Raw genomic sequence first — 22,319 nt, 5'->3', positions numbered from 1 at the left:
TGTCAGAAAAAAATCTACAATTTCCATGTGAAGAGAAATAGAGCGTTTTTACTACTTTTAGATCATGAAGTAACGTTAATTTTTTGTTTCCAACCATGTTAACAGTTGGCACTTATACTCGAATTTTTATTGTGAATAATAAAGGGAAGGTGATTACCGCACACCAATAAGAAACCCGGGGCTTATTGCGTGGCGTTTAATATAAATAAAGGGACGGGTTATACAGCCTGTTCCTTTGTACTTGTAAAACAATAGCTAGGGCATTAGTATAAATATATATTGCCAAGTTAGGGAGTAGGAAAAAGTATGAGTGATATACATAAAAAAATTAAAAAGAAGCAGTTTGCTCCGTTGTATTTACTGTATGGAACGGAAGCGTTTTTTATAAATGAAACGATAAAGCTTATTACAACAGAAGCGCTTGAAGAGGAAGATCGCGAGTTTAATGTCGTGACATATGATTTAGAAGAAGCGTATTTAGAAGATGTGGTTGAGGATGCACGTACACTTCCTTTTTTCGGAGAGCGTAAAGTACTATTAATAAAATCACCACTATTTTTAACTTCACAAAAAGAAAAGTTAGAACAAAATATAAAAATTTTAGAAGAATATATTGGGGAGCCTTCTCCGTTTTCTATTCTTGTTTTTGTTGCGCCTTACGAAAAGCTTGATGAACGAAAAAAAATTACAAAACTATTAAAGAAAACAGCGGATGTAATAGAAGCGAACGCAATGCAAGTGCAAGATGTTCAGAAGTGGATTGTTGCTCGTGCAGATGAAGTGCATGTACATATTGATCATGCAGCTGTTAGTTTGTTGTTAGAGCTTGTAGGAAGCAATGTAACGATGTTGGCGAAGGAAATGGACAAGTTAACGTTATATGTCGGTATGGGCGGAGAGATTACACCGAAACTCGTTGCAGAGCTTGTGCCAAAATCAGTTGAACAAAATGTGTTTGCTTTGACAGAAAAAGTGGTGAAAAAGGATATCGCGGGTGCGATGCAAATTTTGGATGGATTATTTACGCAGCAGGAGGAACCTATTAAATTACTTGCATTATTAGTAAGTCAATTCCGTTTGTTGCATCAAGTGAAAGAGTTACAGCAGCGTGGTTATGGGCAGAATCAAATTGCGTCTCATATTGGTGTGCATCCATATCGTGTAAAGTTAGCGATGAATCAAACGAAGTTTTTCTCTTTTGAAGAATTAAAAAAAGTAATTATAGAATTAGCGGAAGCTGATTATAGTATGAAAACGGGAAAAATGGATAAGAAACTTGTACTTGAGTTTTTCTTAATGCGGTTAAATCATATGTGATGAAACAAAAAAGTTCACGTGCTTAGCAAGTGAACTTTTTTGTATATAAAAAAACGATCCAAATGGATCGTTTTTTAAACGCCTTACGCGTTTACTTGTTTCGCTAAGCGAGATTTTTGACGAGCTGCAGCGTTTTGGTGGATAAGACCTTTACGAGCTGCTTTGTCAAGTTTTTTAGAAGCAGTTTTGAAAGCTTCTTTAGCATTTTCAAGATCGTTATTAGTAACTAAAGCTTCAACAGTTTTAACAGCAGAACGCATGTCAGACTTGATAGAAGCGTTATGTGCACGACGCTCTTCGCTAAGTTTAGCGCGTTTGATAGCAGATTTGATGTTTGCCATACTTTTCACCTCCCTGGTGCAATCGAATGACTCGATTCATAACATAGAACAAGTGATATTCTATCAAACGGTGAAGAGAATTGCAATAGTATATCCATGAAATTTCACGTAAAGGAAAGAATGACCTTATATAACTTTGGGAAATCTAACGATATTTACTATGAATTACGGAGGAGATACGATGAAAGAACCATTAGATTTAAGTAAGTATAGTGTTAGAACGGACCTTGCTGTAGAGGCACATCAAATGTTGCAAGAGCGTCAAGAAGAGCAACAAGGAATACAAGGAGTTATTGTAAAAGAGAGGGAAGAAGAAGGTATTACCATTACGAAAGTAACGATTGATGAAGTTGCCTCTGAATCGATGGGTAAAAAACCTGGAAATTATTTAACGCTTGAAGTACAAGGTATACGTCAACAAGATACAGAGCTACAACAAAAAGTAGAGCGTATTTTTGCAAAAGAATTTTCGTATTTCTTAGAAGAGGTTGGCGTTACGAAAGAAGCGAGTTGTTTAATTGTTGGTCTTGGAAATTGGAATGTAACGCCCGATGCGCTTGGACCAATAGTTGTAGAAAATGTATTAGTAACGAGACATTTGTTTCAATTGCAGCCTGAAAGTGTAGAAGAAGGATTTAGGCCTGTTAGTGCGATTCGGCCGGGGGTAATGGGAATTACAGGAATTGAAACGAGCGATGTCATTTATGGAATCATTGAGAAGACAAAGCCAGACTTTGTTATTGCAATTGATGCATTAGCTGCTCGTTCGATTGAAAGGGTAAATAGTACGATACAAATTTCTGATACAGGAATTCATCCGGGATCGGGTGTTGGGAATAAACGTAAGGAACTCAGTAAAGAAACATTAGGAATTCCTGTTATCGCAATTGGTGTTCCGACTGTGGTGGATGCCGTTTCGATTACAAGCGATACAATTGATTTTATTTTGAAACATTTTGGCCGGGAGATGAAAGAAGGTAACAAACCTTCCCGATCTTTGTTGCCGGCTGGTTTTTCATTTGGAGAAAAGAAAAAATTAACAGAAGAAGATATGCCGGATGAAAAGAGCCGAAATATGTTTTTAGGTGCTGTAGGTACACTGGAGGATGAAGAGAAGAGGAAATTAATTTATGAAGTGTTATCTCCTCTAGGCCATAATTTAATGGTGACTCCGAAAGAAGTGGATGCCTTTATAGAGGATATGGCAAATGTAATAGCAAGTGGTTTAAATGCAGCACTGCATCATCAAATTGACCAAGATAATACAGGAGCATACACACATTGATGGGAAGAGAGGATAATCCTTTAAGTCGCTTTTCGCTTTTATGTATATGTAGTGCGGCCATATGCTTACTTATGATGATAGCAGGGGTGGCACTTGCTAATTACGGTTTGAAAAGTATGAAAGGTTATCAGCAAATGTCGTATGAACAAATCGCACATATGACAGGAACAAAAGGTGAGGCTGCTGAATCAGAAATTTTGGAGGGTTCGTTTTCCGCTACTGAAAAACAAAAACAATTAGAAAGCTTAAGAAGTTTTAATGTTGTAGAAGGAATGGGTATGGCGATAGCAAGTGTCGCCTATGAAATAACAAAGTTTGGAACAGACATAGTTGTCGGGAAAGTAAGAGAAATTTTTAGTTAAGAGTCAAACGGGGGACGGTTGTTTTACAGATTTGTAAGACAGCCGTTTTTTAATTTGAAAAAGGTTTGTCTCTTATGGTTTGTTCGCATAAGATATAGATAGAATGATTTGTATTGTAAGCAGCACGAGTTTTCATTGAATCTTTGCTGCTCTATTGATATAATCAGTGCTAGTGTATATTGGCGAGACTATTAGGAGTTGAGAACATAGATGAACAAAGAAGAAAGAGCAAAAAGACAGTCCAAAATTCGTAACTTCTCTATCATTGCTCATATTGACCACGGAAAGTCAACGTTAGCAGACCGTATTTTAGAGAAAACAAACGCGTTAACACAACGTGAAATGAAAGCTCAGTTGCTTGACTCTATGGATTTAGAGCGTGAGCGTGGTATTACAATTAAATTAAACGCAGTACAGTTAAACTATAAAGCAAAAGACGGTGAAGAATATATTCTTCACTTAATTGATACACCAGGACACGTCGACTTTACGTACGAAGTATCTCGTAGTTTAGCGGCTTGTGAAGGTGCGATTCTTGTAGTAGATGCAGCGCAAGGTATTGAAGCGCAAACGTTAGCAAACGTATACTTAGCGCTTGATAACAATTTAGAGATTTTACCAGTTATTAATAAAATCGACTTACCAAGTGCAGACCCAGAGCGTGTACGCCAAGAGGTAGAAGATGTAATCGGTTTAGATGCATCAGAAGCTGTACTTGCTTCTGCAAAAGCTGGGATTGGTATCGAAGAGATTTTAGAACAAATCGTTGAAAAAGTACCAGCACCAACAGGAGATTCAGAAGAGCCGTTACAATGTATGATTTTTGACTCTTTATATGATCCATACCGCGGTGTAATTGCATATATTCGTGTTGTTAACGGAACAGTAAAAGTTGGCGATAAAGTACGTATGATGGCAACTGGAAAAGAGTTTGAAGTAACAGAAGTAGGTGTATTCACACCGAAAACTACGCAACGTGATGAGTTAACAGTAGGTGATGTAGGTTTCTTAGCAGCATCGATTAAAAATGTTGGTGACACACGCGTTGGTGATACGATTACACACGCGAAACGTCCAGCGGCAGAGCCGTTAGCAGGTTACCGTAAATTAAACCCAATGGTATTCTGTGGTTTATATCCGATTGATTCTGCACGTTACAATGATTTACGTGATGCGTTAGAAAAATTAGAGTTAAATGATTCTGCTCTTGAGTTTGAACCAGAAACATCTCAAGCGCTAGGATTTGGTTTCCGTTGTGGTTTCTTAGGACTTCTTCACATGGAAATCATTCAAGAGCGTATTGAACGTGAATTTAAAATTGACTTAATTACAACGGCGCCAAGCGTTATTTATAAAGTTTATTTAACAAATGGTGAAGATGTTATTGTTGATAACCCATCTAATATGCCAGATCCACAGTCTATCGATCGTGTAGAAGAGCCGTTTGTGAAGGCTTCAATTATGGTTCCAAATGACTATGTTGGAGCTGTAATGGAAATTTGCCAAGGTAAACGTGGAACGTTTATTGATATGCAATATTTAGATGAAACACGTGTTACATTAACATATGAAATCCCGTTATCAGAAATCGTATATGATTTCTTCGATCAATTGAAATCAAACACAAAAGGATATGCATCATTTGATTACGAGTTAATTGGCTACAAACCATCTAAGCTTGTGAAAATGGATATTCTTTTAAATAATGAACAAGTCGATGCCCTATCATTTATCGTACACCGTGATTCAGCGTATGACCGTGGTAAAGTGATTGTAGAAAAATTAAAAGATTTAATTCCAAGACAGCAGTTCGAAGTACCAATTCAAGCGACGATCGGAAACAAAGTTGTAGCCCGTTCTACAATTAAAGCGATGCGTAAAAACGTACTTGCGAAATGTTACGGTGGTGACATTTCTCGTAAGCGTAAACTTCTTGATAAGCAAAAAGAGGGTAAAAAGCGTATGAAGTCTGTTGGTTCTGTAGAAGTACCGCAAGAAGCATTCATGGCTGTACTGAAAATGGATGACAACTAATAATTGATTGTTATTTCATGTGAATTGATATAAAAAAGAAGTCGTTTTATACGGCTTCTTTTTTATATCATTACTTTTTAGACAACGTAGCTTCTCTCAATTACAATAGTGAGAGAGCTTTTTAATTCATATAGAGTTAGGAGTTTGTTAATGTCCGAAAATATTCGAAAAGATATTCAAGAAAAAATACAAAATGGCAATTTTAATTGTGAAAAGGAATTGACGCTTTCTATTATTAGTGGAAAGTGGAAAGTTGTAATATTGTGGCATCTTGGTGTGGAAGGGCCTCATCGTTTTAGTGAATTACAACGATTATTTCCAAGCATTTCTCATAAAGTTTTGTCAAACCAATTAAAAGAGTTAATGGAAGATGGGATTGTTGATCGAACGGTATACCCAGAGATTCCTCCGCGAGTGGAATATTATATGACCGAATTAGGCATGTCGCTTTTACCAATCGTTGAAATGATGTATGATTGGGGAAAAATGCGAATGGAACAAATTCGTAATACGTTAGAGAAGTAAAGGAAGCCTCCCGAGCGCGGAGGTTTTCTTTTTAGAAAGGTAGGAGTTATTTTTGGTGCAAGCTGCATATATTCATATTCCGTTTTGTCAGCATATTTGTCACTATTGTGATTTTAATAAAGTGTTTATTGAACGCCAGCCAGTCGATCAATATTTAGAGTATTTAGAGAAAGAAATTATAAATACAGTTCAAAAAGTACCGTTTGATAGTATGAAAACGATTTTTGTTGGTGGAGGAACTCCGACAGCATTAAACATGGAGCAAACAAAGAAATTATTAGATATTATAAATCGTCGTTTACGTCCGTTTGCCCCGAATTGTGAATTAACATTTGAAGCGAACCCGGGTGATTTGCCGAAAGAGAAGTTAAATGTGTTACTAGAAGGTGGAGTAAACCGAATTAGTTTTGGTGTGCAAACATTTCGAGATGAATTGCTTGAGAAAATTGGACGTAAGCATACGAGAGAAGATGCGTTTGTAGCAATTAGAGAAGCGCAGGAAGTAGGCTTTAAAAATATAAATGTAGATATTATTTATGCTCTGCCAGGGCAGACGATAGAAGATGTAAAAGAAACATTAGACATTGCTTTTACGCTTGGTGTACAACATTTCTCGGCATATTCATTAATTGTGGAACCGAAAACGGTATTTTATAACTTAATGAATAAAGGGAAATTAAGACTTCCAGGTGAAGACCATGAAGCGAAAATGTACGAAATGGTAATGGATGAAATGGAGAAACATGGCTATAGCCAGTATGAAATTAGTAATTTCTCAAAAGGTGATAATGAAAGTAGACATAATCTCACATACTGGAATAATGAAGAGTATTATGGATTTGGAGCTGGGGCGCATAGTTATGTAAATGGAGAACGTATTCAAAATGTGGGACCGCTCAAGCAATACTTCAATAAAATTGATGAAACCGGATTTCCGTATTTAGATGTTCACGTGGTGACGGAGAAAGAAAGAATGGAAGAAGAGTTGTTCTTAGGGCTTCGAAAAACAAAAGGTGTATCTAAAATAGCGTTTCAAAAGAAATTTAATATGGAGATGGATCAAGTTTTCGCGAAGCAGTTACAAAACAACCAAGAACAAGGATTGCTTGAAGAGAGCGATGGATATGTTCGTTTAACACGAAAAGGAAAATTATTAGGGAATGAAGTATTCCAATCATTTTTGATTGACTAATTAAATATTCCATTAACGTGAAAAAGTTTCATTATTTCGTGACGTTTCCGTTGACAATTGAATGTCAATTTTGGTAAGTTATTAATAGATTTAGCACTCGAAGACAAAGAGTGCTAACAGAGGTGATGATGAGATGCTTACGGAACGTCAGCTCTTAATTTTACAAACAATTATTGATGACTTTATTGGATCAGCGCAACCTGTTGGGTCAAGGACGCTGGCTAAGAAAGATGAAATTACATTTAGTTCAGCTACTATTCGAAATGAAATGGCTGATTTAGAGGAACTAGGATTTATTGAAAAAACACATAGTTCTTCTGGACGTGTTCCTTCTGAAAAAGGATACCGATTTTATGTAGATCATCTTTTAGCGCCGCAAAACTTACCGAACGATGAAATTGTACAAATTAAAGATTTATTTGCTGAAAGAATTTTTGAAGCGGAAAAGATTGCGCAGCAATCGGCTCAAATTTTATCAGAGCTTACGAATTATACGGCCATTGTTCTTGGACCGAAGTTAAGCACAAATAAACTTAAAAACGTACAAATTGTACCGCTTGATCGTCAAACTGCAGTCGCTATTATTGTAACGGATACAGGGCATGTACAAAGCAAAACGATTACCGTTCCGGAATCTGTTGATTTATCAGATTTAGAAAAAATGGTTAATATTTTAAATGAAAAGCTATCAGGCGTACCAATGTTGGAACTCCATAATAAAATCTTTAAAGAGATTGTTACGGTATTGCGCGGGTATGTTCATAACTACGATAGTGCAATAAAAATGTTAGATGGTACATTTCAAGTTCCTTTATCGGAAAAGATATACTTTGGGGGAAAAGCAAATATGCTTTCGCAACCAGAGTTCCATGACATTCACAAAGTAAGATCCTTGCTGACGATGATTGATAATGAAGCTGAGTTTTATGACATTTTGCGTCATAAACAAGTAGGTATTCAAGTGAAAATTGGTAGGGAAAACTCTGCGACAGCCATGGAAGATTGTAGTTTAATTTCTGCAACATATTCGATTGGAGAAGAACAGCTTGGAACAATTGCTATTTTAGGTCCGACAAGAATGCAATACTCTCGGGTAATTAGTTTGTTACAGTTATTTACAAGGCAAATTACAGATGGACTAAAAAAATAAAGAAGAATACATGCGCTCAAGTGATGAACAATACATCGCTGTGTGTAATATATAACTATGCTTAGGTAATCATGCTATGCATGATACCTAATACCTTTTAAGGAGGTGAAAATTGTGGAAGAGCGTAACGAACAAGTTGTAGAAGAAATGAAAGAAGAAGTAAAAGAAGCAAAAGTTGAAGAAGCCGTAACATCTGAAAACAGCGAAGAAACTGTTGAAGAAAAAAGTGAGGCTGCTCTTTTACAAGAAAAGGTAGATGAATTGCAAGCGAAACTGACGGAAACAGAAGGCCGTATGCTACGTCTACAAGCAGATTTTGAAAATTATAAGCGCCGTGTTCAAATGGATAAACAGGCTGCTGAAAAATATAGAGCACAAAGTCTTGTTTCAGATATTTTGCCAGCTCTTGATAATTTTGAAAGAGCGATGCAAGTGGAAGCAACTGATGAGCAAATGAAGTCCTTATTACAAGGGATGGAAATGGTATATCGTCAATTGTTAGAAGCGATGACAAAAGAAGGTGTAGAAGCGATTGAAGCTGTTGGTAAACAGTTTGATCCTCATGAACACCAAGCTGTTATGCAAGTAGAAGACAGCGAATTTGAATCAAACGCGGTTGTGGAAGAATTCCAAAAAGGTTATAAATTAAAAGACCGTGTAATTCGCCCATCGATGGTAAAAGTAAATCAATAATTTACATAAAAGTAGGAGGATTCGCCATGAGTAAAATTATCGGTATTGACTTAGGTACAACAAACTCTTGTGTAGCTGTTATGGAAGGTGGAGAACCAAAGGTTATCCCAAATCCAGAAGGAAACCGTACAACACCTTCTGTTGTAGCTTTCAAAAATGAAGAACGTCAAGTTGGGGAAGTAGCAAAGCGTCAAGCAATTACAAACCCAAATACAATCATGTCTGTTAAACGTCATATGGGTACAGACTACAAAGTAGAAATCGAAGGTAAAGAATATACACCTCAAGAAATTTCTGCAATCATTTTACAAAACTTAAAAGCTTCTGCTGAAGCATACTTAGGTGAAACAGTAACGAAAGCTGTTATTACAGTACCTGCATACTTCAACGATGCAGAACGTCAAGCAACAAAAGATGCTGGTCGTATCGCCGGTTTAGAAGTTGAGCGTATCATTAACGAACCAACAGCAGCAGCCCTTGCTTACGGTTTAGAAAAACAAGATGAAGAGCAAAAAATCTTAGTATATGACTTAGGTGGCGGTACATTTGACGTATCTATCCTTGAGTTAGCAGATGGAACGTTCGAAGTTATTTCAACTGCTGGTGACAACCGTCTTGGTGGAGATGACTTTGACCAAGTTATCATCGATCACTTAGTGGCTGAGTTCAAAAAAGAAAATAACATTGATTTAAGCCAAGATAAAATGGCACTTCAACGTTTGAAAGATGCAGCTGAAAAAGCGAAAAAAGATCTTTCAGGTGTAACACAAACACAAATTTCATTACCATTCATTAGTGCTGGAGCTGCTGGTCCATTACATTTAGAATTAACATTAACAAGAGCGAAATTCGAAGAGCTTTCAGCAAACCTTGTTGAAAGAACATTAGAGCCAACTCGTCGTGCTTTAAAAGATGCTGGTCTATCTGCAAGTGAATTAGATCGCGTTATCCTTGTTGGTGGTTCTACTCGTATCCCAGCTGTACAAGAAGCTATTAAACGTGAAACTGGTAAAGAACCATATAAAGGTGTAAACCCTGATGAAGTTGTAGCATTAGGTGCTGCAGTTCAAGGTGGCGTACTTACTGGTGATGTAGAAGGCGTACTATTATTAGACGTAACTCCACTTTCTTTAGGTATTGAAACTATGGGTGGCGTGTTCACGAAATTAATTGAGCGCAACACTACAATTCCAACAAGTAAGTCACAAGTATTCTCAACAGCTGCTGATAACCAACCAGCAGTAGATATTCATGTATTACAAGGTGAGCGTCCAATGTCAGCTGACAACAAAACGTTAGGACGTTTCCAATTAACAGATATCCCACCAGCACCACGTGGTATTCCACAAATCGAAGTAACATTCGATATTGATGCGAACGGTATCGTTAACGTACGTGCGAAAGATCTAGGAACAAGCAAAGAACAAGCTATTACAATCCAATCTTCTTCAGGTCTTTCTGATGAAGAAGTAGATCGTATGGTAAAAGAAGCAGAAGCAAACGCTGACGCTGATCAAAAACGTAAGGAAGAAGTTGAACTTCGTAACGAAGCTGACCAACTTGTATTCCAAACAGATAAAGTTGTAAAAGACTTAGAAGGTAAAGTGGATGCTGCTGAAGTTACGAAAGCAACAGAAGCGAAAGAAGCATTACAAGCTGCGATCGAAAAGAACGAGCTTGAGGAAATCCGTGCGAAAAAAGACGCTTTACAAGAAATCGTACAACAATTAACTGTTAAATTATACGAGCAAGCTCAAGCTGCTGCAGGGCAAGCAGAAGGTGCGCAAGGAGCACAAGATGCTGGCGCTAAGAAAGACAATGTAGTTGACGCTGAGTTTGAAGAAGTAAAAGAAGACAAGTAATTCAACTGTAAACATAATAAGTAAGATGACAAAAAGTCAAAGTCAAGCGTGCCTTGACTTTGGCTTTTTTCACGAATGAGAAGAAAAGTGTGAGGTTCTTAAGTTTTTTACTTTGCATACTGTAAGTGAGGAAACTTTGTTGCAAAGCACTTTCTTTCGGTGTTAAAATTACGTTTATGTGAAAGATTCGGGGGTTGTAAATTTATGAGTAAACGAGACTATTATGAGGTCCTTGGACTTAGCAAGGGTGCTTCAAAAGATGAAATAAAAAAAGCGTATCGTCGTTTGGCTAAAAAATACCATCCAGACGTAAGTAAAGAAGAAAATGCAATTGAAAAGTTTAAAGAAGTACAAGAAGCATACGAAGTGTTAAGCGACGATCAAAAGCGCGCGCAATATGATCAATTTGGTCATGCTGGTGCTAATCAAGGCTTCGGTGGCTTTGGCGGCGGAGGAGACTTCGGCGGTGGTTTCGGTTTTGAAGATATCTTTAGTTCATTCTTTGGCGGCGGTGGCGGCAGACGTCGTGATCCAAATGCTCCGCGCCAAGGTGCTGACTTACAATATCAAGTCACTTTAGATTTTGAAGAAGCTATTTTTGGTAAAGAATTAAATGTCGAGATTCCAGTAGAAGATCCATGTGATACTTGTAAAGGTAGCGGGGCAAAACCAGGAACTTCAAAAGAAACATGTAAACATTGCTCAGGATCAGGGCAAGTAAGTGTAGAACAAAATACACCATTTGGTCGTATCGTAAACCGTCAAGCTTGTGGTCATTGTTCAGGAACTGGTCAAATGATTAAAGAAAAATGTACGACATGCCACGGTTCTGGTAAAGTACGTAAACGTAAAAAAATCAACGTTAAAATTCCAGCAGGTATCGATAATGGTCAACAAATCCGTGTATCTGGAAAAGGTGAAGCGGGCGTAAATGGCGGACCGGCAGGAGATTTATATGTTGTTGTTCATGTAAGAGATCATGAATTCTTTGAACGTGAAGGAGATCACATTATTTGCGAAATGCCATTAACATTCGCGCAAATGGCACTTGGTGCTGAAGTGGAAGTTCCTACTGTTCATGGGAAAGTGAAGCTGAAAATTCCAGCAGGCACACAAACAGGAACAGAATTTCGCTTAAAAGGGAAAGGTGCTCCGAACGTACGTGGATACGGTCAAGGAGATCAATATGTAGTCGTTCGTGTTGTTGTACCGACGAAATTAACTTCACATCAAAAAGATTTATTGCGTGAATTTGCGGGACAAGAAGAGCAGGATGATAGTTTATTTGGAAAGCTTAAACGTGCTTTCAAAGGGGAATAATGGAAATAAAAAATGGAGTTGGTAAATTGTGAAATGGTCAGAAATTAGTATTCATACAACAGAAGAAGCAGTAGAAGCTGTCTCTCATATTTTACATGAAGCTGGTGCTAGTGGAGTTGCGATTGAGGATCCAGCAGAGTTGACGAAAGAGCGCGAGCAACAATACGGTGAAATTTATGCATTGAACCCAGATGAATATCCGGCGGAAGGTGTATTAATAAAAGCATATTTCCCGCAAACGGATTCTTTACATGAAACGATTGCAGGTGTAAAATCATCTATTGATGTGCTTCCATCTTACGACATCGAAATTGGTACTGGAAATATTACCGTTAACGAAGTCAATGAAGAAGATTGGGCTACTGCTTGGAAAAAATATTACCATCCAGTACAAATTTCTGATACATTCACAATTGTGCCGACGTGGGAAGAATATACACCGTCTTCTCCGGAAGAAAAAATTATTGAATTAGATCCAGGTATGGCGTTTGGAACAGGAACTCATCCAACAACAACGATGTGTATTCGTGCTTTAGAGAAAACAGTTCAGCCAGGTGACACTGTCATTGATGTAGGAACAGGTTCTGGTGTACTTAGTATTGCAGCAGCAAAATTAGGTGCGTCTTCTGTTCAAGCGTATGATTTAGATCCGGTTGCAGTTGAAAGTGCAGAAATGAATGTACGTTTAAATAAAACAGATGATATCGTGTCTGTTGGACAAAATAGTCTTTTAGAAGGCATTGAAGGTCCTGTTGATTTAATCGTAGCTAACTTATTAGCAGAAATTATTCTATTATTCCCTGAAGATGCAGCGAGAGTTGTGAAGTCAGGTGGATTATTTATTACATCGGGCATTATTGCTGCGAAGGAAAAAGTAATTTCTGAAGCGTTAGAAAAGGCCGGATTTACAATTGAAGAAGTGTTACGAATGGAAGATTGGGTAGCAATTATTGCACGAAATGCGTAATATAGATTTTAGTCTATAATGAAAAGGGGAGTCTCTCACTATAAGGTGAGGGACTTGCCGTTTGTTATATGAAAAATGATAACGTTTCGTTCTTTTCGTAAGTCAACACTTACGAAAGGAACGAAACTCTACTAAGGTGATTATATGCAACGTTATTTTGTAGAAGAGAAATATGTAAATGAGACAAGTATTCGCATTGTAGGTGATGACGTACATCATATCGCAAGAGTGATGCGTATGTCAGCTGGTGATCACATTTATTGCTGTGTAAACGGAAAAACAGCCATATGTTCAATTGATGAAATTACCAGTGAATTTATTAATACGGCTATTGTAGAATGGGTAGAGACGTCAAGTGAACTTCCTGTTTTCGTGACGATTGCAAGTGGACTGCCGAAAGGAGACAAGCTCGAGTTAATTTTCCAAAAAGGAACTGAGCTTGGGGCGGCTGCATTCTTACCATTTCAAGCATCTCGCTCTATCGTAAAATGGGATGCGAAAAAAGCTGATAAAAAAGTTGAGCGTTTAAGAAAAATTGTGAAAGAAGCTGCGGAACAATCACATAGAAGTGAAGTTCCAGAAGTACATGCTCCGGCATCATTTAAACAATTGCTTTCGATGAGTGGTGAGTATGATGTTTGTCTTGTTGCTTACGAAGAGGAAGCAAAACAAGGCGAGAAATCTAACTTTGCGAAAGCTTTAACGACGATGAAACCAGGTCAAAAGCTATTGATTGTATTTGGCCCAGAAGGCGGTTTAGCTGAAGAAGAGATTACAGCGCTTCGTGAACATAAATTTGTACCATGTAGTTTAGGACCAAGAATTTTAAGAACAGAAACGGCGCCGTTATACGCGTTAAGTGCTGCTTCGTATCATTTTGAATTGATGGGGTGATGATCAATGTCAACTGTTGCGTTCCATACGTTAGGTTGTAAAGTAAACCACTATGAAACAGAAGCCATTTGGCAATTGTTTAAACAAGGTGGATATGAAAGAACTGAATATGAAAAGAAAGCTGATGTATACGTTATTAATACGTGTACAGTAACGAATACGGGAGATAAAAAAAGTCGTCAAGTTATAAGACGTGCTGTTCGTCAAAACCCGGATGCGGTTATTTGTGTAACTGGATGTTATGCGCAAACATCTCCAGCAGAAATTATGGCGATTCCAGGTGTAGATATTGTAGTCGGTACACAAGATCGTGAAAAGATGTTAGGATACATCGAAGAATTCCGCAAAGAGCGTCAGCCAATTAATGCTGTCCGCAACATTATGAAAACACGTGTATACGAAGAACTAGATGTACCTTACTTCACGGATCGTACACGTGCATCTTTAAAAATACAAGAAGGTTGTAATAACTTCTGTACATTCTGTATTATTCCTTGGGCGCGTGGTTTAATGCGTTCTCGTGATGGGAAAGAAGTTATTAAACAAGCACAGCAATTAGTAGATGCAGGCTATAAAGAAATCGTATTAACAGGTATTCATACAGGTGGGTACGGTGAAGATATTAAAGATTATAACTTAGCTGGATTACTTCGTGATATGGAAGCGGAAGTAAGCGGATTAAAACGTCTTCGTATTTCTTCTATTGAAGCGAGTCAGATTTCAGATGAAGTAATTGAAGTGTTAGATAAGTCTGAAGTAGTTGTACGTCACTTACACATTCCGTTGCAATCTGGATCTAATACAGTATTAAAACGTATGCGTCGTAAGTATACGATGGAATTTTTCCAAGAGCGTTTAGATCGTTTGAAAGAAGCGTTACCAGGTCTTGCGATTACATCGGACGTAATCGTTGGTTTCCCAGGTGAAACGGAAGAAGAATTCATGGAAACATACAATTTCATTAAAGAGAATCGCTTCTCTGAGTTACATGTATTCCCTTACTCAAAACGTACAGGAACACCTGCAGCGCGCATGGAAGATCAAGTTCCTGAAGATGTAAAGAACGATCGTGTTCACCGTTTAATTGAACTATCTAATCAATTAGCGAAAGAGTATGCGTCACAGTTTGAAGGCGAAGTACTTGAAATCATTCCGGAAGAGCAATTCAAAGAGGGCGACCGCGAAGGGTTATATGTAGGTTATACAGATAACTACTTGAAAATTGTATTTGAAGGATCAGAAGAATTAATTGGTAAACTAGTGAAAGTAAAAATTACGAAAGCTGGTTATCCATATAATGAAGCGCAATTTGTTCGTGTTCTTGAAGATGATGTGAAAAAAGAATCAGCAAGCGCATAAAGTGAAACTTTAATCAGTAGGGTATCCCTCGCTGATTATCAGTCCTCACCAATCGGATGGCAGGGCAAATAGCGTGATAAAAAGCATGCAAATGGAAACGATTTGCATGCTTTCTTTTTAGTGGAGAAGTTAAGTACTGAAAATATACGAAATGAATAGTTGTTTCGTACATTCCTGCATGAAAAAAGGTGTCATCACAAAAATGTAGTTGTCTTTAGGTGAAAGGATAACAGCTATCTACATAGTTTTTTAAAAAGGAAGAGCATCTATTCTTCTTTTATTCTGCCAAATAGTTGACCTGAAGTGATAAAATGTATTATAATCGTAAAAGACATGCTGAAGAAGTGTTTCTTTTTGCATGCTGGAGTTAGTATGTAAGTGTGATGTTTCGGAGGGAGGGAAAGAGAATGTCAAAAACAGTCGTTCGTAAAAACGAGTCTTTGGAGGATGCACTTCGCCGTTTTAAAAGATCGGTTTCTAAAACTGGTACACTTGCTGAAGCAAGAAAGCGCGAGTTTTATGAAAAACCAAGTGTAAAACGTAAGAAGAAATCTGAAGCGGCAAGAAAGCGTAAATTCTAAGAGAGGGTGTAAGTTATGAGTCTTCTCGGTCGTTTAAACGATGATATGAAACAAGCGATGAAGAATAAACAAAAAGAAAAATTAACCGTCATTCGTATGGTTAAGGCTGCTTTACAAAATGAAGGTATTAAACTACAGCATACTCTTACTGAAGAAGAGGAACTAACAGTTTTAGCTCGTGAAGTAAAACAGCATAAGGACTCCCTCCTTGAATTTAAAAAAGCTGGTCGTGAAGACCTTGTTAATAAACTGCAAAGTGAAATTCAGATTTTAAGCGCATATTTGCCGGAGCAATTAACTGAAGAAGAGCTAGTTGATGTAATCAAACAAGTTATTTCTGAAGTTGGTGCGACTTCTAAAGCAGATATGGGTAAGGTGATGACTGCTGTTATGCCGAAAGTAAAAGGTAAAACAGACGGATCGCTTGTGAATAAGCTGGTTATCCAGCTATTAGCATAAAAAAACGTCTCATTTCGTATGAGACGTTTTTTTATGCTTTTTTTCAGTTTGGACGTGATATTACAAGCTCTTTTTTCATACATATGGGATGAGAGGGGGTCTTTTGGGATGAAAAAATTAGAACAAATGAAGAATTGGTTAACGAAGCAAATAGACCTGCCAGTGGATGTGCTAATGGATCTACCTCGGATCACGCTTGTTGGGCAAGTGCATATCTATATAGAAAATCATCGAGGTTTATTAGTGTTTTCAGATAAAGAAGTAAGATTATTGCTAAAGCATGGTCAGTTATTAATTAAGGGGCAGTCCTTTGTTATTAAAACAATCCTTCCAGAAGAACTTTTGCTTGAAGGGATAATTGAACAAGTGACGTTTTTAGAAGACGAAAAGAAAGAGAAGTAAGGGAAACTTCCGTATGTGAAGTTTTTCTTCTTTATTCTAATGATTTGACCCTACTATTTAGTTTAGCCCGCTATTTATGGAAAATAAAACTCTTTATTTCATTTTCGTACGAGCTATTTTGCTAATTAAAGTGAAAAGTAGAGTGTCTACTTTTGGAAAGGTAGTGAAGGTGGTAGATGAAAAATAAATGGTTTATAAAGTGGCTTGGATATGTAAAGGTACGAATTGAAGGTAGAGGAGCGGAACGATTTGTTAATGAATGTGTGCGTAGGAAATTATTAGTTTGGGACGTTAAGAAAATTGCTGAAGAAACGTTAGTTTTTTGTATGCTATTACGAGATGTGAAAAAAATAAAGCCAATTTATAGAAAAAATGAATGTAAACTATATTTTATTGGGCGTTACGGTTTCCCTTTTTGGAATAAGCGTCTAATTAAGAATAGTGGATTCTTAATTGGTTTTTTAATTTTCTTTTTTGGTATGATCGCATTATCGAATATGGTTTGGAAGATTGAAATTTCAGGAGCGAAACCTGAAACAGAATATATATTAATGAAAGAATTGGACAAAATGGGTATTAAAAAAGGAAAATTGCAATTTCAAATGCCTAGTGTAGAAGATGTACAACGTCATTTGACAGACAATATTAATGCGATTACTTGGGCAGGATTAGAAATAAGAGGAACGACGTACCATTTTAAAATTGTTGAAAAAAACGAGCCGAAAAAAGAAAAAGAACAAAAGCCACAAAATTTAGTGGCAAAAAAAGAAGCGATTGTTACAAAAACATTTGTTGAAGTAGGAAAACCAGTCGTTCTAAAAAATGATCATGTAGAAAAAGGGCAGCTTCTCGTATCAGGGATATACGGTAATGAGGAGAGTCCGACAATTGTTTCGGCGAAAGGTATTGTATATGGAGAAACTTGGTATACATCTACTGTGAATGTGCCGCTAAAGACACAATTCCAAGTATATACTGGCAATGCATATAATGAGCATTACCTTACGTTTGGGAGTGCAAAAATAAAAATATGGGGATTTCAACATGATAAGTATAAACGCTCTCGTACGGAAAGTGTAAAGCATGATGTGAAATTGTTTGGTTTTACACTACCGATTGCATACCAAAAAGATATAGTGCGGGAAGAGGAAGAGGCAAATCGAGAATATACAGAAAAACAGGCAATGAAAGTAGCAAAAGAAATGGCTGAAAAAGAACTAAAGAAAAAATTGGATGAACATGCTATGATTGTAAGTGATAAGATTTTGAGTAAAAAGGTTGAGGCGGATCAACTAAAAGTCACATTGCATTATACTGTGATTGAAAATATTGCAGAGCCACAACCAATATCCGAATCCGATATTCAAGGAGACTGAGTAATGGCAGAACAATTAGTAGAAATGAACCAACAATTGGAAAATACTAACGAAGCAATCGCTCTTTTTGGAGTCAATGATGCTCATTTGAAAGTAATTGAACGGGAACTGAATGTATCGATTGTAACTAGAGGTGAAACTGTTCATGCATCTGGAGCAGTTGAAACTGTGACACTTGTAGAAAAAATCTTACAGCAATTACTTGTTGTTATTCGAAAAGGTGTATCAATTACAGAAAGAGATGTTGCGTATGCAATTCAGCTCGCACAACAAGGGAAAATTGCTCAATTTGAAGAGTTATATGAAGAAGAAATCTTTAAAACGGCAAAAGGTAAATCCATTCGTGTAAAAACAATGGGGCAAAGAAGATATATTCATGCAATGAAGAAAAATGATATTGTATTTGGAATAGGACCTGCTGGGACTGGGAAAACATACTTAGCTGTAGTAATGGCTGTAAGAGCTTTAAAACAAGGGTATGTAAAGAAAATCATTTTAACGAGACCGGCTGTAGAAGCTGGAGAAAGTTTAGGGTTTTTACCAGGTGATTTGAAAGAGAAGGTAGATCCATACTTACGTCCGTTGTATGATGCTCTGCATGATATTCTTGGACAAGAATATACACAGCGTATGATGGAGCGAGGTGTAATTGAAATCGCGCCTCTTGCTTATATGAGAGGGCGTACACTCGATGATTCATTTGTTATTTTAGATGAAGCGCAAAATACAACGGGTGCACAAATAAAAATGTTTTTAACAAGATTGGGTTTTAGTTCTAAAATGGTTATTACGGGGGATCCTTCACAAGTAGATTTACCAAAAGGGGTAAAATCAGGGCTTACGCTAGCTTCTAACATTTTATCTGGTGTATCAGGTCTTTCATTCATTACATTAGAACAAACGGACGTTGTAAGGCATCCACTGGTACAACGTATTATTGAGGCATATGATAAAATGGAATGATCCTATTTGTCAGGATCATTTCTTTTTGTATTAAGGTTGGCGAACAGCATATTTTTTACTATCATAAAAGATAAGAGAAATAAACTATAGGTACTGGTTTATAAAATGTTACCTAAAAGAAATGAAAGCTATAAATAGTTTCACTTTATTTCTGGAGAGGAGAAGGTATTGAAATCATGTTAAGATCTCAAGAAATTTCTAAGTGGTTTCGTAATTTACAACATTCGAAAAAACTAAGTTGGATTTCTTACGTTTTATTAGGAGCAGTGCTGTTTTTTGCACTTATGAATAATGTGAAACCAGAGCAATTAGATGTTGATATGTATTCTATTGCGAAAAAAACAATTCATTCTCCTATTAAAATTGAAGATAAGGTTATAACGGAAAGAAAAAAACAAGAGGCCGCTCAAAAAGTCGGGGATCAATATACATATAGAAGTGAATATAAACAAAATAGAGTAGATATTGTAAATGATGTTTTTGCTAAGGTGAATGAAGTAATTCAGGAGATGAAAGCTGCTGGACCTGAAGAGCAAAAAAAGATGACCGATGCTAATAAATTAGAAAAATTGAAGAAGAAGTTGCCATCTAATTTAACGAAGGAATTATCGGATGAGAATTTATTATACTTTATTAATGCAGAACCGGATCAATTAGAATTAGCAAAGAATGCGGCTTTAACGTCTGTTAGCGTTATCATGGGTGGAAATATTAAAATGTCCGAAGAAATGGCAGCGAAAGAGCGATTTGTTAATGAAATGAAAAGCCTAAATGTGAATAGCGGATTGAAAGAAGCTGTGAATGCGCTAGGATCATATGCGATTACAGCAAATTATTTCTATGATCCGGCTGTAACGAAAGAGAAGAAGAAAGCAGAAGAAGATTTAGTTCCACCTGTTTATATTCTTCAAGGACAAGTTATTGTTAGAGAAGGTGAAACAATTTCAAGTGATATGTATAATCAGTTGAAATTAGTCGGTTTATTAGAGAAAGGTAATAGTTTTCAGCCTTATGTTGGATTAGCGGTGCTCATTGGTGTGTTACTATACTTTATGCATAAACAGTTTGAAGTATTTTTACAGCGGAAAAGAGAGGACAAACCGTACATTTTAGCGTATATTACAATTTTGTCTATCACGATTGTATTAATGAAAATTATTAGTTTGTTTCAAAAGCTTGAATATGCAGGAATTGCGTATGTCGTCCCTGTTGCGATGGGAACAATACTTGTAAAACTAATGATTGGTGATCGCTTTGTATTTTTAACAAGTATGATTTTTTCTGTGTGCGGAAGTATTATGTTTAATGAAGGAGTAACAAGTACACTGAATTATAGTGTAGGTATTTATGTGTTATTAAGTTCATTATCAGTGAGTATTTTCTTACGAGAAAAAAATCGCCGTACGATGATTTTGCAAGCTGGTATACTCGTATCTATCTTAAATGTAGTCGTCTTGGCGGCGTTATTATTATTACGTAATGGGAATTTTTCACCTCTTGAAATTGGTACGCAATTATTAATGGCTTCCCTTTCAGGAATTATCTCATCCGTTCTGGCTATGGGAATATTACCATATTTAGAAAGTGGACTTGGAATTGTATCAAGCATGAAACTTATGGAGCTATCAAGTCCGAATCATCCACTTTTGCGTAGAATTTTGTTAGAAGCGCCAGGAACATATCATCATAGTGTAATGGTAGCCAATCTCTCTGAGGCGGCTTGTGAAGCTGTTGGAGCAAATGGTGTATTAGCACGTGTAGGGGCATATTATCATGACGTAGGAAAAACAGTACAACCGCAATTCTTTATTGAAAACCAGATGGGAATTGAAAATCCGCATGATAAATTAGATCCTGTGACGAGTAAAGATATTATCATTGCTCATGTAACAGATGGAGTGAAAATGCTCGAAGAATATCATATACCGCAAGAAATTATTGATATTGCTGGACAACATCATGGTACAACGCTCCTTAAATATTTTTATTATAAAGCGATTAAAGAAGATAAAGAAAAATATACAGAAGAGATGTTCCGATATCCGGGATCAAAAGCAACTTCTAAAGAATCGGCAATCGTTGGTATTGCTGATAGTGTTGAAGCGGCGGTACGTTCTATGAATCACCCAACGCCAGACCAAATTAATAATTTAGTACAAAGTATTATTAAAGATCGTCTGCAAGATGGGCAATTTAGTGAATGTGATTTGACATTTAAGGAACTACAAATCGTTGGAAAAACGTTATGTGAAACGTTAAATGGTATTTTCCATTCGCGTATTACATATCCGGAACCACCGGAAGAAAAGGAGAAAGAATGAGTTTATTAATTGATTTCATTGATGAAACAGAAGAAGTGAAAGAGGAATATGTGAATTTAATTCGTGAGATATTAGGAAAAGCAGCTGAAATGGAAAAAATAGAGGATGGTGCGGAGGTATCAGTGACATTTGTAGATAATGAACGCATTCGCGAGATTAATCGTGATTACCGAGATAAAGATCAGCCTACTGATGTCATTTCCTTTGCTATGGAAGAAATGGGAGAAGGGGAAATGGAAATTGTGGGCGCAGAAATGCCGCGTATGTTAGGTGACCTTATTATTTCTATTCCGAGAGCGAAAGAACAAGCTGAAGAGTATGGACATTCTTTTGATCGTGAACTTGGCTTTTTAGCGTTACATGGATTTTTACATTTGCTTGGTTATGACCACATGACAGAAGAGGATGAAAAAGAAATGTTTGGAAGACAAAAAGAAATTTTAGAAGCATTTGGATTAGGACGATGAAAAAAGGAAAACTTATAGATAGTTTTGGATATGCTATAGCAGGTGTATTCTTTTGTCTTCGTCATGAACGAAATATGAAAATTCATTATGTAGCCGCAGTCATTGTTATATGCTGCGGCTTTTATTTCCATATTACGAAGGTAGAGTGGATGGTACTACTTATTATAATAGGAATTGTAATGAGTTTAGAGATGGTAAATACGGCTGTGGAAAAAACAGTAGATTTAGCGACTACCGATATACATCCGTTTGCGAAAATTGCAAAGGATGTCGCAGCGGGAGCGGTTTTATTGTTTGCGATAATAGCTGTTATAATTGGTGCTATTATCTTTTTACCGTATGTGGTATAGTTGCATTCCAAAGCTTTTATTAAGCTTTGGAAGTGCCGTAAAGGCCTTTTATGAGAGAGTGTATCTATTCACAGTTGTGAACAGGAAGGATGCGGGAAT

The 22,319-nt window shown here is 36.8% G+C and carries 22 protein-coding genes; 21 read left to right on the top strand and 1 reads right to left on the bottom strand.

Features of this window, described 5'->3' with window-relative positions; all coding sequences use genetic code 11:
• The first annotated feature begins 306 nt into the window (after positions 1-306).
• Positions 307-1,317 carry a DNA polymerase III subunit delta gene (gene holA / locus AAG068_RS21710; protein WP_342715771.1) on the top strand — a complete coding sequence of 337 codons (1,011 nt, stop codon included), beginning with the start codon at positions 307-309 and terminating at the stop codon, positions 1,315-1,317.
• A gap of 83 nt (positions 1,318-1,400) precedes the next feature.
• On the opposite strand, the gene rpsT is transcribed toward holA, so the two are convergent.
• Positions 1,401-1,658 (bottom strand): 30S ribosomal protein S20, encoded by a 258-nt coding sequence (gene rpsT, locus AAG068_RS21705; RefSeq protein WP_001274011.1) that lies wholly within the window; start codon positions 1,656-1,658, stop codon positions 1,401-1,403.
• 181 nt (positions 1,659-1,839) lie between these two features.
• On the opposite strand from rpsT, the gene gpr reads away from it, so the two are divergent.
• From gpr to AAG068_RS21605, 20 genes are all read left to right on the top strand, one after another.
• Positions 1,840-2,943: a GPR endopeptidase gene (gene gpr / locus AAG068_RS21700; RefSeq protein ID WP_342715770.1), complete on the top strand. Its 1,104-nt coding sequence runs from the start codon at positions 1,840-1,842 to the stop codon at positions 2,941-2,943.
• Positions 2,943-3,305 carry a YqxA family protein gene (locus tag AAG068_RS21695; protein ID WP_342719801.1) on the top strand — a complete coding sequence of 121 codons (363 nt, stop codon included), beginning with the start codon at positions 2,943-2,945 and terminating at the stop codon, positions 3,303-3,305. Before gpr ends, AAG068_RS21695 begins: the two co-directional genes overlap by 1 nt.
• A gap of 210 nt (positions 3,306-3,515) precedes the next feature.
• Entirely contained in the window at positions 3,516-5,339 is a 1,824-nt protein-coding gene (gene lepA / locus AAG068_RS21690) for an elongation factor 4 (protein ID WP_001030955.1), read from the top strand.
• A gap of 150 nt (positions 5,340-5,489) precedes the next feature.
• Positions 5,490-5,864 (top strand): winged helix-turn-helix transcriptional regulator, encoded by a 375-nt coding sequence (locus tag AAG068_RS21685; RefSeq protein WP_001293546.1) that lies wholly within the window; start codon positions 5,490-5,492, stop codon positions 5,862-5,864.
• 52 nt (positions 5,865-5,916) lie between these two features.
• Positions 5,917-7,056, top strand: coding sequence for a radical SAM family heme chaperone HemW (gene hemW, locus AAG068_RS21680; RefSeq protein ID WP_342715769.1), 1,140 nt, complete (start codon positions 5,917-5,919; stop codon positions 7,054-7,056).
• 133 nt (positions 7,057-7,189) lie between these two features.
• Positions 7,190-8,206 carry a heat-inducible transcriptional repressor HrcA gene (gene hrcA / locus AAG068_RS21675; RefSeq protein WP_342715768.1) on the top strand — a complete coding sequence of 339 codons (1,017 nt, stop codon included), beginning with the start codon at positions 7,190-7,192 and terminating at the stop codon, positions 8,204-8,206.
• A 114-nt stretch (positions 8,207-8,320) separates the two neighbouring features.
• Positions 8,321-8,899 (top strand): nucleotide exchange factor GrpE, encoded by a 579-nt coding sequence (gene grpE / locus AAG068_RS21670; RefSeq protein WP_098667265.1) that lies wholly within the window; start codon positions 8,321-8,323, stop codon positions 8,897-8,899.
• A 26-nt stretch (positions 8,900-8,925) separates the two neighbouring features.
• Entirely contained in the window at positions 8,926-10,761 is a 1,836-nt protein-coding gene (gene dnaK, locus AAG068_RS21665) for a chaperone protein DnaK (protein ID WP_342715767.1), read from the top strand.
• A gap of 204 nt (positions 10,762-10,965) precedes the next feature.
• Positions 10,966-12,081: a chaperone protein DnaJ gene (gene dnaJ, locus AAG068_RS21660; RefSeq protein WP_071757255.1), complete on the top strand. Its 1,116-nt coding sequence runs from the start codon at positions 10,966-10,968 to the stop codon at positions 12,079-12,081.
• Positions 12,082-12,109: 28 nt separating this feature from the next.
• Entirely contained in the window at positions 12,110-13,048 is a 939-nt protein-coding gene (prmA, locus tag AAG068_RS21655) for a 50S ribosomal protein L11 methyltransferase (RefSeq protein WP_342715766.1), read from the top strand.
• Positions 13,049-13,192: 144 nt separating this feature from the next.
• A complete protein-coding gene (locus AAG068_RS21650) occupies positions 13,193-13,942 on the top strand; it encodes a 16S rRNA (uracil(1498)-N(3))-methyltransferase (protein ID WP_098667267.1) in 750 nt (249 codons plus the stop codon).
• Between the two features lie 6 nt (positions 13,943-13,948).
• Positions 13,949-15,301: a tRNA (N(6)-L-threonylcarbamoyladenosine(37)-C(2))-methylthiotransferase MtaB gene (gene mtaB / locus AAG068_RS21645; protein WP_098760895.1), complete on the top strand. Its 1,353-nt coding sequence runs from the start codon at positions 13,949-13,951 to the stop codon at positions 15,299-15,301.
• Between the two features lie 407 nt (positions 15,302-15,708).
• Positions 15,709-15,882, top strand: coding sequence for a 30S ribosomal protein S21 (gene rpsU / locus AAG068_RS21640; protein ID WP_000048061.1), 174 nt, complete (start codon positions 15,709-15,711; stop codon positions 15,880-15,882).
• 15 nt (positions 15,883-15,897) lie between these two features.
• Positions 15,898-16,341 carry a GatB/YqeY domain-containing protein gene (locus AAG068_RS21635; protein WP_000054573.1) on the top strand — a complete coding sequence of 148 codons (444 nt, stop codon included), beginning with the start codon at positions 15,898-15,900 and terminating at the stop codon, positions 16,339-16,341.
• Positions 16,342-16,449: 108 nt separating this feature from the next.
• On the top strand, positions 16,450-16,743 hold the full coding sequence (yqfC, locus tag AAG068_RS21630; protein WP_000732265.1) for a sporulation protein YqfC: 294 nt from the start codon (positions 16,450-16,452) through the stop codon (positions 16,741-16,743).
• A 176-nt stretch (positions 16,744-16,919) separates the two neighbouring features.
• Entirely contained in the window at positions 16,920-18,119 is a 1,200-nt protein-coding gene (yqfD, locus tag AAG068_RS21625; protein WP_342715765.1) for a sporulation protein YqfD, read from the top strand.
• Positions 18,120-18,122: 3 nt separating this feature from the next.
• Positions 18,123-19,082 (top strand): PhoH family protein, encoded by a 960-nt coding sequence (locus tag AAG068_RS21620; RefSeq protein WP_002194561.1) that lies wholly within the window; start codon positions 18,123-18,125, stop codon positions 19,080-19,082.
• A gap of 176 nt (positions 19,083-19,258) precedes the next feature.
• Entirely contained in the window at positions 19,259-21,403 is a 2,145-nt protein-coding gene (locus tag AAG068_RS21615; RefSeq protein ID WP_342715764.1) for an HD family phosphohydrolase, read from the top strand.
• Positions 21,400-21,870 carry an rRNA maturation RNase YbeY gene (ybeY, locus tag AAG068_RS21610; RefSeq protein ID WP_342715763.1) on the top strand — a complete coding sequence of 157 codons (471 nt, stop codon included), beginning with the start codon at positions 21,400-21,402 and terminating at the stop codon, positions 21,868-21,870. The genes AAG068_RS21615 and ybeY overlap by 4 nt, the downstream gene beginning before the upstream one ends.
• Positions 21,867-22,220, top strand: coding sequence for a diacylglycerol kinase family protein (locus AAG068_RS21605; protein WP_342715762.1), 354 nt, complete (start codon positions 21,867-21,869; stop codon positions 22,218-22,220). The genes ybeY and AAG068_RS21605 overlap by 4 nt, the downstream gene beginning before the upstream one ends.
• Positions 22,221-22,319: the final 99 nt, after the last annotated feature.

It is taken from the genome of Bacillus paramycoides (genome assembly GCF_038971285.1).
Taxonomy (GTDB): domain Bacteria; phylum Bacillota; class Bacilli; order Bacillales; family Bacillaceae_G; genus Bacillus_A.
Note: the sequence above shows the minus strand (reverse complement) of the source record. Positions and strands in the feature narration are given on the sequence as shown.